The sequence below is a fragment of the Kribbella italica genome (assembly GCF_014205135.1).
Lineage (GTDB): Bacteria > Actinomycetota > Actinomycetes > Propionibacteriales > Kribbellaceae > Kribbella > Kribbella italica.
This window is the reverse complement of sequence record NZ_JACHMY010000001.1, coordinates 4,006,297-4,022,476: the sequence shown is the minus strand read 5'-3', so window position 1 is coordinate 4,022,476 and position 16,180 is coordinate 4,006,297. Positions and strand designations below refer to the sequence as shown.

The 16,180-nt window shown below is 70.2% G+C and carries 16 protein-coding genes; 12 read left to right on the top strand and 4 right to left on the bottom strand.

All coding sequences use genetic code 11. The features are described 5' to 3' along the window. Positions 1-113: 113 nt before the first annotated feature. A complete protein-coding gene (locus HDA39_RS18595; protein WP_184796675.1) occupies positions 114-1,046 on the top strand; it encodes a TIGR03619 family F420-dependent LLM class oxidoreductase in 933 nt (310 codons plus the stop codon). 93 nt (positions 1,047-1,139) lie between these two features. Here the strand turns inward: HDA39_RS18595 and HDA39_RS18590 are convergent, their stop codons facing one another. Next, a complete protein-coding gene (locus HDA39_RS18590) occupies positions 1,140-2,342 on the bottom strand; it encodes an NAD(P)-dependent malic enzyme (RefSeq protein ID WP_184796673.1) in 1,203 nt (400 codons plus the stop codon). A gap of 301 nt (positions 2,343-2,643) precedes the next feature. On the opposite strand from HDA39_RS18590, the gene HDA39_RS18585 reads away from it, so the two are divergent. Genes HDA39_RS18585 through HDA39_RS18575 form a run of 3 tightly spaced genes read left to right on the top strand, consistent with a single transcriptional unit; the run spans position 2,644 to position 5,089 of the window. Next, entirely contained in the window at positions 2,644-3,489 is an 846-nt protein-coding gene (locus tag HDA39_RS18585; RefSeq protein WP_184796671.1) for an ABC transporter substrate-binding protein, read from the top strand. Further along, on the top strand, positions 3,486-4,307 hold the full coding sequence (locus HDA39_RS18580; protein ID WP_184796669.1) for an ABC transporter permease subunit: 822 nt from the start codon (positions 3,486-3,488) through the stop codon (positions 4,305-4,307). Before HDA39_RS18585 ends, HDA39_RS18580 begins: the two co-directional genes overlap by 4 nt. Further along, a complete protein-coding gene (locus tag HDA39_RS18575) occupies positions 4,304-5,089 on the top strand; it encodes an amino acid ABC transporter ATP-binding protein (RefSeq protein WP_202893042.1) in 786 nt (261 codons plus the stop codon). The genes HDA39_RS18580 and HDA39_RS18575 overlap by 4 nt, the downstream gene beginning before the upstream one ends. Positions 5,090-5,144: 55 nt before the next feature. Here the strand turns inward: HDA39_RS18575 and HDA39_RS18570 are convergent, their stop codons facing one another. Together HDA39_RS18570 and HDA39_RS18565 are read right to left on the bottom strand one after the other, a co-directional pair. Further along, the gene (locus tag HDA39_RS18570) at positions 5,145-6,089 is read right to left on the bottom strand and encodes an NEW3 domain-containing protein (RefSeq protein ID WP_184796667.1); all 945 of its coding nucleotides are present in this window, start codon (positions 6,087-6,089) and stop codon (positions 5,145-5,147) included. A 19-nt stretch (positions 6,090-6,108) separates the two neighbouring features. Beyond that, entirely contained in the window at positions 6,109-7,569 is a 1,461-nt protein-coding gene (locus tag HDA39_RS18565) for a Gfo/Idh/MocA family protein (protein ID WP_337925793.1), read from the bottom strand. A gap of 215 nt (positions 7,570-7,784) precedes the next feature. On the opposite strand from HDA39_RS18565, the gene HDA39_RS18560 reads away from it, so the two are divergent. From HDA39_RS18560 to HDA39_RS18525, 8 genes are all read left to right on the top strand, one after another. Further along, positions 7,785-8,189: an anti-sigma regulatory factor gene (locus HDA39_RS18560; protein ID WP_184796665.1), complete on the top strand. Its 405-nt coding sequence runs from the start codon at positions 7,785-7,787 to the stop codon at positions 8,187-8,189. Next, entirely contained in the window at positions 8,186-8,980 is a 795-nt protein-coding gene (locus HDA39_RS18555; RefSeq protein ID WP_184796663.1) for a SigB/SigF/SigG family RNA polymerase sigma factor, read from the top strand. The genes HDA39_RS18560 and HDA39_RS18555 overlap by 4 nt, the downstream gene beginning before the upstream one ends. A gap of 89 nt (positions 8,981-9,069) precedes the next feature. Next, entirely contained in the window at positions 9,070-10,038 is a 969-nt protein-coding gene (locus tag HDA39_RS18550; protein WP_184796661.1) for a zinc-binding dehydrogenase, read from the top strand. Beyond that, positions 10,039-10,587: a GNAT family N-acetyltransferase gene (locus HDA39_RS18545; RefSeq protein WP_184796659.1), complete on the top strand. Its 549-nt coding sequence runs from the start codon at positions 10,039-10,041 to the stop codon at positions 10,585-10,587. Between the two features lie 67 nt (positions 10,588-10,654). After that, positions 10,655-11,530, top strand: a complete 876-nt coding sequence (locus tag HDA39_RS18540; protein WP_184796657.1) for an AurF N-oxygenase family protein — start codon at positions 10,655-10,657, stop codon at positions 11,528-11,530. 48 nt (positions 11,531-11,578) lie between these two features. After that, positions 11,579-12,757: an FAD-dependent oxidoreductase gene (locus tag HDA39_RS18535; RefSeq protein WP_184796655.1), complete on the top strand. Its 1,179-nt coding sequence runs from the start codon at positions 11,579-11,581 to the stop codon at positions 12,755-12,757. Positions 12,758-12,901: 144 nt separating this feature from the next. Then, complete coding sequence (locus tag HDA39_RS18530; RefSeq protein ID WP_184796653.1) at positions 12,902-14,362, top strand: carboxylesterase family protein; 1,461 nt, start codon at positions 12,902-12,904, stop codon at positions 14,360-14,362. A gap of 136 nt (positions 14,363-14,498) precedes the next feature. After that, positions 14,499-14,798 (top strand): WhiB family transcriptional regulator, encoded by a 300-nt coding sequence (locus tag HDA39_RS18525; protein WP_184796651.1) that lies wholly within the window; start codon positions 14,499-14,501, stop codon positions 14,796-14,798. Between the two features lie 59 nt (positions 14,799-14,857). On the opposite strand, the gene HDA39_RS18520 is transcribed toward HDA39_RS18525, so the two are convergent. Further along, entirely contained in the window at positions 14,858-16,084 is a 1,227-nt protein-coding gene (locus tag HDA39_RS18520; RefSeq protein ID WP_184796649.1) for a sodium:proton exchanger, read from the bottom strand. Positions 16,085-16,180: the final 96 nt, after the last annotated feature.

Below are 16,180 nucleotides of genomic sequence, written 5' to 3'. Positions count from 1 at the left end.
GCCGGCGCCCTGATCGGTCCGACGGTTGGGTCGCCCGACGGGTCTTGCCGCGAGTGGTTAAGATTTCAATGACTGGCACTCCGTCGCCCACTCGTCCTTGAAGGAGCCATCGCATGCCGCTCAAGCTCGGCACGGCACTACCCCAGATGAAGCAGTTCGATCTCGGTCGCGACGTGGTCAGGGTCGCTCAGATCGCTGAACAGACGGGGTACGAGAGTCTGTGGGTCTTCGAACGAACGTTGTTCCCGACTCCGATGACGCACGGCCTCTACAACGTGCCCGGTCTTGCCTGGCCTGACAGCTACCGCAGCGTCGCCGATCCACTGGTGACCTTGGCGATGGCAGGCGCGGTGACCGAACGTGCACGCCTGGGTACCAGCGTTCTGGTCGCTCCGTACCACGTGCCGTTCCAGCTGGCCCGCTGGTTCGCGACGCTGGACGCCGCGACCGGAGGCCGTGCGGTCGCGGGCCTCGGCGTCGGCTGGTCGCCCGACGAGTTCGCGGCGGGCTCGGTGGCGCCGCTGGAGAAGCGTGGCGCGGTTCTCGATGAGGTGCTCGACGTGTTCGCTGCCGTCCACGGCGCGGACCCTGTTTCCTACGAAGGCACGTTGACCGCGATCCCGCCGTCCGAGGTCGGCCCCAAGCCGGTGAATTCCGTGCCGGTCTACCTGGCGGCGACCAACGGCCCGGCGCTGCGTCGCCTCGTCGACCGCGCGGACGGCTGGATGCCGGTCGGGCTGACCGCCGATCAGCTGGCCGAAGAATGGAAGCAGGTCAAGAGCCTGGCCGCCCAGCGCGGTCGCACCCGTCCGCTCGATCTCGTCGTCCGGGCCAACATCACGCTGACCGAGCAGCCGGTCGAGGGAACTGACCGTCCGCCGTTCCGGGGAACCATCGATCAGCTGGTCGACGATGTCCTGGCTCACGCCAGGATCGACGGCGTACAAGAGATTCTGCTCGACCTGACGTCCACCGCGCGCGACGGCGACCACTTGGTGGAGAAGCTGCAGGAGCTCTACGCGGCCGTGCGTTCAGCCGGCGTCTGACCGAAGCGGCAGGCCGCGGCGTGCCCACGGGGCCGGGTTGCTCTGTGCTGGCAGGGCGAGTGCCTGCGGCTGACCCCGGCCCTGTCCGCCCGGTCAGCTGCGGGCGACGCCGTCCTGGTGGGCGGCCGCGGCGACCGCGGCGGCGACGGCGGGGGCCACGCGCTCGTCGAACGGTGACGGGATGATGTAGTCCGGGCGGAGTTCGTCGTCGGCGATCAGGCCGGCCAGTGCCTCGGCTGCGGCCAGCTTCATGCCTTCGGTGATCCGGCTGGCGTTCGCGTCGAAGGCGCCGCGGAAGATGCCCGGGAAGGCCAGTACGTTGTTGATCTGGTTCGGGAAGTCCGAGCGGCCGGTCGCCACCACCGCGGCGTACCGGTGGGCGAGGTCGGGGTGGACCTCCGGGTTCGGGTTGGCGAGCGCGAAGATCATCGCGCCGGGCGCCATCCGGGCGATCGCCTCCTCCGGGACCGTGCCGCCGGAGACGCCGAGGAAGACGTCCGCGCCGTCCAGCGCGTCGACCAGGCGGCCGGACAGCTGAGCGGTGTTGGTGTCCCGTGCCAGCGACAGTTTCACCGGGCTCAGGTCGGCGCGGTCCTCGTGCAGCACACCCTTGCTGTCGACAACGGCCAGGTCGCCGACACCGGCCTGCAGCAGGATTCGCGCGCACGCGACGCCGGCCGCACCCGCGCCGGAGATCACCACGCGGATGTCCGAGATCGACTTGTCCGTCACCCGCAAGGCGTTCCGCAGCGCCGCCAGTACGACGACCGCCGTACCGTGCTGGTCGTCGTGGAAGACCGGGATGTCCAGCCGTTCCTTCAGCCGCCGCTCGATCTCGAAGCAGCGCGGCGCGGAGATGTCCTCCAGGTTGATGCCGCCGAACGTCGGCGCCATCCGCGCGACCGTGTCGACGAACTCGTCCACGTCGGTGCAGTCCAGCGCGATCGGCACCGAGTCGACGCCGCCGAACTCCTTGAACAGCAGGGCTTTGCCCTCCATCACCGGCAGCGCGGCGGCCGGGCCGATGTCACCGAGGCCCAGTACGGCGGTCCCGTCGGTCACCACGGCGACCACGTTCGACTTCCAGGTGTAGGTCCGGACCAGCGACGGGTCCTGGTGGATCGCGGTGCAGACCCGGGCCACGCCGGGCGTGTAGGCCATCGACAGGTCGTCGGCGTCGCGGACCTGGATCGAGGAGGTGACCTCGATCTTGCCACCGCGGTGCAGCTCGAAGACCGGGTCACCGGCGTACGGGTCTGAGGCAGGAACTTCGGAGGGAACGGCTTCGGCGACCATGAGGGACCCTTCGTCAGCCCGGCGGACAGCGGGCGAGGCGTGTACGGAACATGTGAGGTTGGCGGTTCGATGAGGGTGCGTCGAACGGCGCCGTTGCCAGGGGGTCACCCGTCGCCACGAGTAAACCACAGGGAGCAGTGGTCTCATCTGTGAGGCCCCCCACACGGCAACAGCGGGGTGACGATCGAGTCTCGGCCCCGGTTACCGGCCGACACGGTGCTGCCTGCTGTGTCAGGATGCGGGAATCCTGGCCGGTAACGTCCGGCAGGACGATCACAACCAGTGTCGAGGAGTTTTCGCGATGAACATCGTTCCCACCCTCCGTAAACGTCGTTTCGCGGCCGCCACCGCAACGGTCGCCGCGCTCGCGCTCGCCCTTTCCGCCTGCGGCAGCGACGACTCGGGCAGCGGTGGTAGCGAGGACAAGGCCGCGGCCGCCGGCATCACCTTGGTGAAGCCGGGCAAGCTGACGATCTGCACCCACCTGCCGTACAAGCCGTTCCAGTACAAGGACGGCACCAAGGTGGTCGGGTTCGACGTCGACCTGCTGGACCTGCTGGCCAAGGACCTCGGGCTGGAGCAGGAGGTGGTCAACATCGAGTGGGCGCAGGTCACCTCGGGCGCCGCCTTCCAGGCCAAGAAGTGCGACGTCGGCATGGGCGCGATGACGATCACCGACTCGCGCAAGGCCGCGATCAGCATCACCGCGCCGTACATGGACGCCACCCAGGTGCTGCTGACCAAGAAGGACGCGCCGTACAAGTCGCTGGAGGACCTGAAGGGCAAGAAGGTCGGGGTCCAGGCCGACACCACCGGTAAGGACTTCGCCACCGAGCAGGCGAAGAAGATCGGCTTCGAGGTGGTCGTGTTCAACGACCTCGCGCTGCAGGAGAACAACGTCAAGTCCGGTCGCGTCGACGCCGGCATCAACGACAACGGCGTGCTGTACGACTTCGTCAAGGAGAACCCGGACACCGCCGTGGTGGCCGAGTTCGACACCGGCGAGCAGTACGGCTTCGGCGCGCTCAAGGACGGCAGCGGCCCGAAGCTGGTCGAGAAGTTCAACACCCTGCTGGCCGCGGCCAAGACCGACGGCAAGTACAACGAGATCTACAAGACCTGGTTCGGGGTTGAGCCGAAGAAGTGAGCACACCCAACGACACGGTCGTCCGTAAGGGGCTGAGTCCGCGGCAACGGTCTCAGCGCTCCCGGTACCTGCAGTACGGCGTACTGATCGTGCTGGTCCTGGTCGCGGCCTTCTCCGCCGACTGGGGCCAGATCGGCAGCGTCTTCTTCAAGCCGGAGTACATCAAGTCGGCGTTCCAGGACGGTCTGCTGACCGCGCTGCTGAAGACGCTGGAGTACACCGCCGGCGCGTTCGTGATCGGTCTGCTCGGCGGCACGCTGCTGGCGCTGATGCGGCTGTCCAGCGTCGGACCGTACCGGTGGATCTCGACGGCCTACATCGAGTTCTTCCGCGGCCTGCCGGCGATCGTGGTGTTCATCGCGTTCAGCCTGCTGCCGCTGGCCTTCGAGGGCATGACCATCCCGCTCGACCCGTACGGCACGGTCTGGCTCGCGCTCGGCATCGTCGCGGCGGCCTACATGGCCGAGGTGATCCGGGCCGGCATCCAGGCGGTGCCGAAGGGACAGGTCGAGGCGGCCCGCTCGCTCGGCATGCCGCCGGCGCTGGCCACCCGCAAGATCGTGCTGCCGCAGGCGTTCCGGATCGTGCTGCCGCCGTTGACCAACGACCTGATCCTGCTGGTGAAGGACTCGTCGCTGGTGTTCATCATCGGTACGACGGCGTCGGCGTACGAGCTGACCGGGTTCGGCCGGGACCTGGCCAACACGTACTCGAACCTGACCCCGCTGGTCACGGCGGGCTTCTGCTACCTGATCATCACGCTGCCGCTGGGCCTGCTGGTCCGCCGGCTCGAGGCGAAGGCTGCGAGGGCGCGATGACTGTCCAAGATTCGGTGTCCAACCCACCGCCCCAGGTGGTGGAGATCAAGAACCTGCACAAGTCGTTCGGCAGCAACCACGTCCTGCGCGGGATCGACTTCACCGTCGCGCAGGGCGAGGTCGTCTGCGTGATCGGGCCGTCCGGCTCGGGCAAGTCGACGCTGCTGCGCTGCGTCAACCTGCTCGAGGTCCCGCAGGAGGGGCAGGTGATCGTCCGCGGTGAGGACATCACCGACCGCGACTGTCACCTGGACGCCGCCCGGCAAGGGATCGGCATGGTGTTCCAGCAGTTCAACCTGTTCCCGCACCTGTCGGTGCTGGCCAACTGCATGGTCGCCCAGACGACCGTGCTGAAGCGCAAGCCGGCCGAGGCCGAGCAGATCGCCCGGGCGAACCTGTCCCGGGTCGGCCTGGACGACAAGGTCACGGCGTACCCGGCCCAGCTGTCCGGTGGGCAGCAGCAGCGGGTCGCGATCGCGCGGGCGCTGTCGATGGACCCGGCGCTGATGCTGTTCGACGAGCCGACCTCGGCGCTCGACCCGGAGCTGGTCGGCGACGTCCTGACGGTGATGCGCAAGCTCGCCCTGGACGGGATGACGATGCTCGTGGTCACCCACGAGATGGCGTTCGCCCGCGAGGTGGCCGACCGGGTGGTGTTCATGGACGGCGGCGTGATCGTCGAGCAGGGCCCGCCGGCCGAGGTGATCGGCAACCCGCAGCAGCAACGCACGCAGGACTTCCTGCGGCGGGTGCTCAACCCGACCCACGTCGAGCCGACGTAGTTCTCCGCACGACGAACGGCCGGTCCCCCGCCAGGGGGACCGGCCGTTCGTGCGTTCAGGCGACGGCCGCCGCGAACAGGTGCAGGCTGCCGGTCGACGGCAGCGTGATCAGCTCGACCGTCTTGGCCGGGTCGAGCGGGACCGAGTTGGCGAACACGCGGTACTGGTACTCGGCGTTGGCGTAGCCGCCCGGGGTGTTGCGGCCGGGCATGCTGATCACCTGGGTCGCGCCGTGCGCGCCGGCGTCCTGGAACGACCAGTTCGGGAAGCCGAACGAGCCGGTGGACGACGTGCCGTCGGCGTACCAGATCGTCACCGTGCCGACCGCGGCCTGGCCGGCTCCGGAGCCGAGCAGGACGAGTCGTTGCCCTTGGCCCGCGAACTGGATCGTCTGACCGCCGCCGGCCGCGTTGTCCTTGGTCCCGGGCTGGGCGTCCGGCCACTTCAGCGTCGCACCGAGCGCGCTGACCGTCGCGCCAGGAGTCACTCCAGCCGCCGCCAGCCTTTGCGCCGAGAAGCTGTTGCCCTCGCCGTCGAAGTTGCCCGGCGCCGTGGCCGACTCGTTGGTCACCCCGACGTTGTTGAAGGCCGCGGCCAGGTTCGGCAACGGCGTACCGGAACGCTGCGAGCTCGTCCCGACGGCTTCACCACCGGCGTACGACGCGGTCGCCGTGAACGTCCGGATCGTGAACCCGGCCCGCGGCGCGGGCACCCGGAGCTGGAAGTCGACCACGGCCGACGCACCCGGCCTGACCGCGTCCTTCACGGTCCGGACCTCCGGCGCGACCGTCCAACCGACCGGTCCCCGGAAGGAGACCGCCAGCTTCGACAACCGGACCGACGTGTTGTTCTTGACCGTCACCTTGACCGTCGAGATCACCGGCCCGGCCAGGTCCACCGTGGAGATCCCGACCTCGACCTGACCGGCCGCTGACGCCTGCGGCGCGGTCAGCCCGGCCGCCAGTACGACGGCCGCGCACACCTTCGCGAGAAGTTTCATCGTCCTCGTCCTTCCGCGCTCAGCCGACCGGCGGCATGTCGGTCTCACGGGAGTCCAGCCCGAGCCGCAGCTCCGACCAGCGCCCCCGCGTGAAGTCCGGTACGTCGACCGGCCGGCCGTCCCGCTTCAGCGACTCCACGCTCAGCGGCACCGGCGCGCACCACGCGGCCGAGTCGTACACGTCGATGTCCGGCACCAGCCCGGCCCGCATCTGCTGCACGATCCGCCACTGCAGCACGTAGTCCATCCCGCCGTGGCCGCCGTTGTTCTCCGCGTCGTCGCCGATCTTCTTCCACAACCAGTGGTCGAACTCCTCCCGGTACGGCGTGAAGTCCCGCCAGCTGTGACCGCCGTGATCGGGTTCCAGGTAGACCCGCCCGCCGGTCTCGCCGACCGGGACGTAGTCCTCGAAGATGCCGCGGCTGCCCGCCAGGCTGTTGATCCGGCTGTACGGGCGCGGCGAGCTGACGTCGTGCTCGGCCCGGATCACCCGGCCCTTGGCCGTCTCGATCAGGCAGGTGACCAGGTCGCCGTTGACGTACTTCTCGTTCCAGGACGGGTGCGAGCGCGGGAGGTTGCGCTCGCGGTAGTCGGCCAGTCCCCGCGGTGCGGTCGCGGTGGCCCGCAGCGTGGTGAACCGGTCGCCGCGGTTGATGTCCATCGCCGCCGCGATCGGCGCCAGGCCGTGCATCGCGTAGAAGCTCGCCGTACTGCGGGTGTGCCACTTCCGCCGCCACGCGTCGGTGTAGTAGGTGTCGCTGAACAGCAGCTCCCGCAGGTCGTGCAGGTACCCGCCGTGCCCGTTGGTGATCTCGCCGAACACCCCTTCGTGCGCCATCTTGAGCATCGCCAGCTCGTTGCGGCCGTAGCTGCAGTTCTCCATCAGCCACAGGTGCCGGCGGGTCCGCTCGGAGGTGTCGACCAGGTCCCAGAGCTGGGCGAGCTCGGTGGCGATCGGGAGCTCGACGCCGACGTGCTTGCCGGCGAGCAGCGCCGCCTTGCCCTGCTCGTAGTGGAACTCCCACGGGGTGGCGATGTAGACGAGGTCGACGTCCCCGCTCCGGACGAGGTTCTTGTACGCCGCGGCCGAGCCGCCGTACTCGGCCGGGCGCGGTTTGCCGAGCTGGACGAGCTTGTCGGCGGCCGCCTTGGCCCGGTCGGCGCGGATGTCGCAGACCGCGGTGACGACCGCGCCGGGCACGGCGGCCCAGCCGGTCAGCATGCCGGCGCCGCGGTTGCCGAGACCGATCAGGCCGACCCGGACGGTGTCGTGCTGGGCGAACGGTACGTCGACCATCGAGCGCTGGTGGGGCCGGCGGGCCGCCGCCGTACCAGTCGAAGGGCCGGTCGAGAGATCGGCAGGGGCCGCGGTGGTCGAGGGGTCGGCCGAGGCGGCGGCGGTTCCGCCGGCGCCGGCGGCGGCCAGGACGCCGGCGACTCCGGCGCCGAGCACGGTCCGGCGCGAGCTGGTGGGATTCACGGTGAACTCCTGTCGTCAGGCGGGGCGAGGGACCAGAGGCGATCCGCAGAAGTGCGCGATATTGCTCGATATCCCAACACGCTCGACAGCTACGCGCAACATGTCAGCACCGGTCAGATCGATTCGGGATCGTTGTGCATTGCCGGGCCGCAGCAGGGAAGATGTACGCGGTGTGGGCCGACCGCCCAGAGATCAGCCCGCCAGGGAGGCAGCACGTGAGCAGCATCGGATCAGCCGCCGAGGTACGCCTCAGCATTCCCGCGGACAGCGCCTACATCGCCGTCCCGCGCTCGGTGGTCGGCAACCTCGCGGCCCGCAACGACTTCACCGTCGACGCGATCGACGACCTGCGGATCGCCGTCGACGAGGCCTGCTCGCTGCTGCTGCCCCAGGCCACCGACGGTGTGCTGGAGTGCGTCTTCGCCATCAGTGTGTCGCCTTCGGGGCCGCAGCTCACCGTGCGCACCTCGGCCGCCGTACCGGCCGGCTGGATGCCGGACACCGACTCGTTCGGGTGGACCGTGCTGACCGCGCTGGTGGAGTCGGCCGGCGCGGAGACCGTGGACGGCCGTCTGACCATCACCGTGACGGCGACCGCCGGCGCCACGGAGAAGGCGTGACCGACGACAGATCCCTGGGCGAACCCCAGGAACCCACCGACCTACGCACCCGCACCGCCGAACTCTTCGCCGCACTGGGGGCCGCCCCGGCCGGCGACCCGGCGCACATGCTGGCCCGCGACGGACTGGTCTCGCTGCACATGCCGCTGGTCGAGCACCTGGCCCGCCGGTTCCGCAACCGCGGTGAGCCGTACGACGACCTGGTGCAGGTCGCGACGATCGGGCTGATCAAGGCGGTCGACCGGTTCGACGTCGAGCGCGGGGTCGAGTTCTCGACGTACGCGACGCCGACGATCCTCGGCGAGATCAAGCGCTACTTCCGCGACAAGGGCTGGGCGATCCGTGTTCCGCGCCGGCTGCAGGAGCTGCGGCTCTCGCTGACGGCGGCGACCGCGGAGCTGACCCAGGAGCTCGGCCGGGCGCCCACGGTGGCGGAGTTGTCGAACCGGCTGGAGCTGGCCCCGGACCTGGTGATCGAGGGACTGGAGTCGGCGAACGCGTACAACACGCTGTCGCTGGACGCCCCCGACCAGAACGAGGCCGACGCAACCACCGTGCTCGACGGGCTCGGCGGCGAGGACGAGGCGCTGGAGAGCGTGGAGTACCGCGAGTCCCTGAAGCCGTTGCTGGCCCAGCTGGACACCCGCGAGAAGCGGATCCTCACGTTGCGGTTCTTCCGGGGCATGACGCAGTCCCAGATCGCCGAGGAGATCGGCATCTCGCAGATGCACGTCTCCCGGCTGCTGGCCCGGACGCTGACCGAGCTCAGGGCGGGCCTGCTCAAGGAGTAGATCTGCGCTGCGGTGTGAGCCGTCGTTCGCCGTACGGCTCGGTGACGTTGCTAACTGACGGGCAGCAGACCAGCGCCTAGGGTGGGCTCATGCTTGCTGCCTACGCCGCCAAGTTCAACGCCGACGACCCGGTGTCCGCGCTCGAGGTGGGGGAGCGGCCGGACCCGGTGGCTCCGGACGGGTGGGTGACGATCGACGTGAAGGCGTCGGCGCTGAACCACCACGACCTGTGGTCGCTCAAGGGCGTCGGGCTGGCCGAGAAGAGCCTGCCGATGATCCTCGGCTGCGACGCCGCCGGGGTCGACCCGGACGGCAACGAGGTGGTCGTGCACGCGGTGATCTCGGACCCGTCCTGGAAGGGCGACGAGACGCTCGACCCGAAGCGCTCGCTGCTGAGCGAGCGGTACCAGGGGACGCTGGCGGAGAAGGTCGTCGTTCCGGCGCACAACGTCGTCCCGAAGCCGGCCGGGTTGAGTTTCGAGCAGGCTGCTTGTCTGCCGACGGCGTGGCTCACGGCGTACCGGATGCTGTTCACGCAGTCCGGGCTGAAGCCGGGCGACACCGTGCTCGTGCAGGGCGCCGGCGGTGGCGTCGCGACGTCGCTGATCACGCTGGCGCGCGCGGCCGGGATCCGGGTCTGGGCGACCAGCCGGGACGAGGGCAAGCGGGCGAAGGCGCTGGAGATCGGCGCGCACGACGTGTTCGAGTCCGGCGCGCGGCTGCCCGAGCGGGTCGACGCGGTGATGGAGACCGTCGGCGAGGCGACCTGGTCGCACTCGCTCAAGTCGCTCAAGCAGGGCGGCACGGTGGTGATCTCCGGCGCGACCTCCGGCCAGGCGCCGAAGTCGGCCGAGCTGAACCGGATCTTCTTCCTGCAGCTGCGGATCCAGGGCTCGACGATGGGCACCCGGCAGGAACTGGCCGAGCTGGTCCGGTTCATGGCGAACGCAGGCATCTCGCCGCACATCGACACCACGCTGCCGCTCGCGGAGGCCCGCACCGGCTTCGCGAAGATGAACGAGGGCGACGTCTTCGGCAAGATCGTCTTCACGGTCTAGATGGTCGCGGCGAGACCCGGCCGCGCTGACGCGGCCCGCGTCGAGATCCGCCGCGCGGAGATCGCCGACGCCGAGGCCGGAGCTTGGTGCCACCTGCTCTGCTGGCAGGAGGCGTACGCCGGCCTGCTGGACCCGCGGCGCCTGCAGGAGAAGACCGACCCGACCGGCTTCGGTCGCCGCACCGAGCGCTGGGCCGGTGCGATCGAGGCCGGCGTGGTCCGGTGGCTCGCGTTCAACCCGGGGCTCGACGTACCGATTCAGGACCGCGTGATCGGTTTCTCGTCGCCCGGCCCCGGCCGCGACGACGATGCGCCGACGCCACTGGAGCTGTACTCCGTCTACGTCCGGAAGGCCTGGTGGGGGAGCGGCCTCGGCCAGCGCCTGCTGGACGTCGCGATCGGGAAGGAAGCGGCCAGCCTGTGGCTGCTGGAGGGCAACGAGCGCGCGCTCGCCTTCTACCGGCGCAACGGCTTCGTCGCGGACGGCGCCCGGGTGGACGAGGAGTTCTTCGGCGTCCCTGAGCTCCGGATGGTGCGTCCCGCGCAGTGAGCTGCTCTTGCGGATCGATACATCGCTCATGTTACATTGAGGATGTATCGATTCCCGGAGGTGCGTCATGCACGGCACGGACGAAACCGCACAACGCCTGCTGGCCTCGGCGGCGCAGCTGTCCCGCGACCCGGAGACGGAGATCGACTGGGACGCCCCGGTCGGCGACGGCTACGGACTCAGTCCCGAGTGGAGCACGCTCTACGGCACGCCGTACTGGGACGAGCTGACCGAGCCGCAGCGCCGTGAGCTGACCAAGCACGAGGCCGCGTCGGTCGCCTCGACCGGGATCTGGTTCGAGCTGATCCTGCAGCAGATGATCCTGCGCGACGTGTACGACGAGAGCCCGGGGAGCGCGGAGTTCCAGTGGGCGTTGACCGAGATCGCCGACGAGTGCCGGCACTCGATCATGTTCGCCAAGGCCTCGGCCCGGCTCGTCGACGCCCGGTACCGGCCGGGTCTGCTCGCGCGGGAACTCGGCCGCGGCTTCAAGACCGTCGCCACCGGCGCGACGGCGTACGCCGCCATCCTGGTCGCCGAAGAGGTTCTCGACGTCATGCAGCGCGACTGGATGCGCGACCGCCGGGTCGCGCCGCTGGTCCGCACGGTGAACCACATCCACGTCGTCGAGGAGTCGCGGCACATGGTGTTCGCCCGCGAGGAGACCCGGGACCGGATCGCCGATGCCGGCCTTGTACGGCGCCAAGTCAGCGCGCTGGTGATCGCGCTGGCCGCGGACATGATCGTCAGCAGCATGGTCAGCCCGGCCGTGTACCGGAACGCGGGCCTCGACGTCGGGAAAGCTGTCGCGATGGCCCGGCGCAACGAGCACCACCGCTCACTGCTGCGGTCGAGCTGCGCGAACCTGATGGACTTCCTCGCCGAGGTCGGCCTGCTGACGCCGGCCGCGCGCCGCGTCTACCGGCGGACCGGGTTGCTCTGACATGCCCAGCGCCGGAAGTTGTCGCTCCGCGGACGGGGGCGCTTCGGTATGACCTACGCGATCAGCGGGGACTGCTGCGCGGACGCGAGCTGCGTCGCGGTGTGCCCGATGAACTGCATCCATCCGTCGCCGGGGGAGCCGGGCTTCGGGACGACCGACGGGCTGTTCATCGACCCGCGGACCTGCATCGACTGCGGCGCCTGCGCCGACATCTGCCCGGTGGACGCCGCCAAACCGGCGGACCGTTCGTCGGCGGTCGACGTACAGCTGAACGCGTCGTACTACAAGGAACGGCCGGTGCTCGACGGGCTCGACCTGGACACCTGGGAACCGCCGCGCTTCGACCGCTGGTCGGACGGGCCGCGGCGGGTCGTCGTGGTCGGGGCCGGTCCGGCAGGGATGTACGCGACGCGGGAGCTGCTGCAGCGCAGTACGGCTGAGGTGACGGTGTTCGATCGCCTGCCGGTGGTCGGCGGCTTGGCGAGGTACGGCGTCGCGCCCGATCACCCGGTGACCAAGCAGATCGTCGAGACCTTCGAGCGGATCGTCGCGCACCCGCGCGTCCGCTGGCGCCCCAGCACCTCGGTGAGCGTCGACGACCTCGAGGGCCGGTACGACGCGGTCGTGCACGCCTCCGGTGCGTACCAGAGCCGCCGGCTGGGAATCCCGGGCGAGCTGGCAGCAGACGAGATCGTTGCCTGGTACAACAACCGCCCAGGCGCCCGCCGCCCGGACCTGAAGGGCCCGCGAGCCGTCGTCGTAGGCAACGGAAACGTAGCCCTCGACCTCGCCCGCCTGCTCACGTCTTTCCAAGGACCGGACAGGTTCACCGAGGTCGTCGTCCTGGGCCGCCGCGGCCCGGAGTCTGCCGCCTACACCGCCTCGGCGTACCGGGAAGTCGAGCACACCAAGGGCATCGCCCTCCGCTACAACACCACGCCCGTCGCCTGGGACGGCCGCGCTCTGACCACGGCCGACGGCGACACCATCGCGGCCGACACCCTGATCACCGCGATCGGCTTCACCGGCCGCCCGATCCCCGGGCTCCCCTTCGACGAGACCCGCGGCGTGGTCCCGAACGACCGCGGCGCCGTCATCGGCAAGCCCGGCCACTTCGTCACCGGCTGGATCAAACGCGGCGCGCAGGGCGGCATCGGCGTCAACAAGGCCTGCGCCCAGGAGACCGTGCGCACCCTGCTGACCGCCGACGTACCGCAGCCGGCGTAACGCCGAATACCTCTGCTGGGCGATGCCCGACCCCGCTGCTGATTGACAGCATCGCAAGGTATGAAACGACTCCGAAGAACAGCAGCGGCCCTCCTCCCCCTGATCCTGCTCGGCACGGCCCAACCTGCCTCAGCTTCCCCACAAGTGGTGAGGATCGACACCGGCCAGCTCCAAGGCCGTACGACGTCCACCGGCGTCCGGGTCTTCGAGAACATCCCGTACGCCGCTCCGCCGACCGGCCCTCTCCGCTGGTCCGCACCCCGCCCGGCGCGGGCCTGGTCGGGCGTCCGCGACGCGACCCAGCCCGGCCCGAGCTGCCCGCAGGTGGGCTGGTCCGCCGACGGCCCGACGGTCAACGGCAGCGAGGACTGCCTGACCGTGAACGTCTGGGCGCCGGCCGAGGCCACTGCCGCTCCGGTCCTGCTGTTCCTGCACGGCGGCGGCTTCACCGGCGGCGCCGGGTCGCTGTACGACCCGTCCGAGCTAGTTGCTCGCGGCAACATCGTGGTGACCGCCAACTACCGGCTCGGCGCGCTCGGCTTCCTCCGCCACCCCGCGATGCGCGACCCTGCGGCCGGCAACTTCGGCCTGGCCGACCAGCAGCAGGCGTTGCGATGGATCCAGCGCAACGCCAAGGCCTTCGGCGGCGACCCGCGGCGCGTCACCTTGTGGGGCGAGTCTGCCGGCGCCTTCAGTGTCTGTGCCCAGCTCGTCTCGCCGTCGGCCCGGGGCCTCTTCGCCCAGGCCATCGTGCAGAGCGCGCCCTGCACCAACAACCTCCTCCCGGCACGCACCGCCGAAACCCGGGCGACGAAGACCGCGACCGACCTCGGCTGCCCCGACCCGCGGACCGCGGTGGCCTGCCTCCGCGCCAAACCGTTCCAGCAGCTCACCGGCCTGGCCGAGGACGACACCCTCGACCGCCTGACCACCGACCGCCCCTGGCTCCCCGTCACCGGCACCGCACTCGTCCCGCTGCAACCCCGGCCGGCCCACCGCCTGGGCCTGGCGGCCGCCGTACCGGTTCTGCAGGGCGGCACCAAGGACGAGATGCGCTCCTTCGTCGGCAGCCGGTACGGCGACATCACCGCCGAGCAGTACCGGCAGATCCTCGGCGACCTGTACGGCGGCGCCGCCGCGAAGGTGCTCGCCGCCTACCCGGCGGCCGCCTACCCGACACCGAGCCTGGCCCTCGCGCAGCTGCTCACCGACGAAGGACTCCTGCTCGGCGCGTGCTCGCAGCTCCGGGCCAACGACCTGATGCGCCGCCGGGCGCCGGTCTACGCCTACGAGTTCGCCGAACCGCGGACGCCGCAGCCGGGCGAGTTCCCGTACGGCGCGCACCACGGCGTGGAGACGCCGTACTTCTTCGCCAGCACGAACCCGGGCCCGTGGGAACCGCCGCCACTGACGCCGGCGCAGCGGGAGCTGAGCGGGCGGCTCCTCGACCAGTGGTCCGCGTTCGCGCACACCGGGGATCCCGGCTGGGCGCCGTACCGGCGGGACGTCGTCCGGTCGATCAGCGTTGCCTCGACCGGTCCGGTGGACCTGCGGAGTACTCATCGCTGCGACTTCTGGGACCAGGTGTCAGCGGCACTGATGTGACACCTTCCGGGTTGTGACGTTTCATGCCTGAAACATGGGCGTCGCACCAGGGCAACGACTCAGGCTCAAGCTGGAGGTGGCGCGGGACACCCCCGCGCACTCGATCCGCCCGATCGAACGACGAGCAGGAGTGCCCATGAGGCCGACCTTGACGGTGATCGCCGACCCCGCCGACCGCTGGATGTCGAAGGCCGCGTGCGTCGGCATGTCACCGGCGTACGACGAGACCGCGAGCCAGTGGGAGCAGCGCAAGGCGCAGGCGATCTGCCTGACCGCGTGCCCGGTGCTGGAGGAGTGCCGCGCGTGGGCCCGGCGGACCAAGTTCACCGGCACGGCCGCGGGGGAGAAGTTCCTGGACGGCCGCCGGCGGGGACGCCCGGGCCCGACCGAGCGCCGCCGTCCGCCGGTCACCGTCGAGGAGCAGCAGGCCAGCTGACCCGGTCAACGGCCAAGGGCCCGCGGACGAGCTCGTCCGCGGGCCCTTCGCCGTTGGTCTCAGACGCCGATCAGCTCGCGGTCGTCGTCCTTCTTCTTGGTCCGGCGGAAGGGATCGGTGAGGGTCGGGACGATCTCCCGCCGGTGGTGCACGAAGACGGCGATCGCCAGTACGGCGTACACGCCGGAGATCACGTACCGCCCGGTCTGACCCGGTACGGCGAACTGCACCGCGAACAGCCCGAACAGCGTCCAGGCGGCCCAGCGGGGGAAGCGCAGCGCCAGCAGGATCGCGATGCCCAGCATGGTCTGCGTCGCGGTCAGCAGGAACTCCTCGATCTGCCGCCCGTCCAGCTGCAGGGCCGGCCCGCCGCCGCCGATGCCGTACGCGATCGGAAGGCTGCCGATCAGCAGGGTCCACTGGTTCACCTTGGCGGAGATCAGCAGGCCGATCGCCGCCGCGCCCTTGCCGCGCCAGGCGAACAGCAGCGCCACGATGAACTCGGGCGACTCCGACGCCAGCGGCGCCAGCCACTGGACCAGCAGGAACTGGTCGATGCCCAGCGCGTGCCCGCTGTCGACCAGCGAGTCGGCGAACGGCTCGGCCGAGAACAGGATGATCGTGGCGGCCGCGACGAACATGGCGATCACCGTGATCCGGCGCTGCACCTTCGGCAGGCCGCCGATCCGCGCGGCCGGGCCGACCAGGTCGGGCTCGTCGCCGTGCTCGCTGGCCGCGGCGCGCCACAGGTAGTAGGCGAAGAAGGCCAGCAGCGCGATGCCGAGGACCAGGTGGATCTGGCCGGTCAGCGGGATGACGAAGGCGACCACTCCGGCGATCAGCAGGAAGCCGAGCTCGCGCTTGTAGCCCGAGTCGAGCACCAGGGCCTTGACCGTGCGCCCGCTGCGCTTGCCCGCGACGTACAGGCTGACCAGGACGACGCTGGTCCAGCCGAGGCCGAGCAGGAGGCGGTTGGAGCCGGTCATGTTGGCCGCGGCGTACTGGACGTACTCCGGGTTGCTGCCGGCGGTGTGGGCGAAGTACAGGTCGACCGCGTACTCCGGCAGGACGGCGATCACGGCGAGCAGGGCGATCGCGAGGCCGCCCGAGATGTCCATCTCCGCGGCCTCGGCCGCCCAGGCCAGCACGAACGACGCGGCGACGACGCCGAGGCCGAAAACGAGGATGCCGAGCGGGGCGAACGGGTGTGTGCCGGTGAGCCGCAGGACGATCGCTGGGATCGCCACGGCGAGGAGGAGCAGCACGGGGCGGAGAGCTCTTGCCATGCCTCCAGGCTGCCACCATTTCGATACTTTCGCAATTGCGAAAGTGTGAGACCGTGCTCACCCTCGGCCTGCCGCCTCCCCAGGAGCCGCTCGACC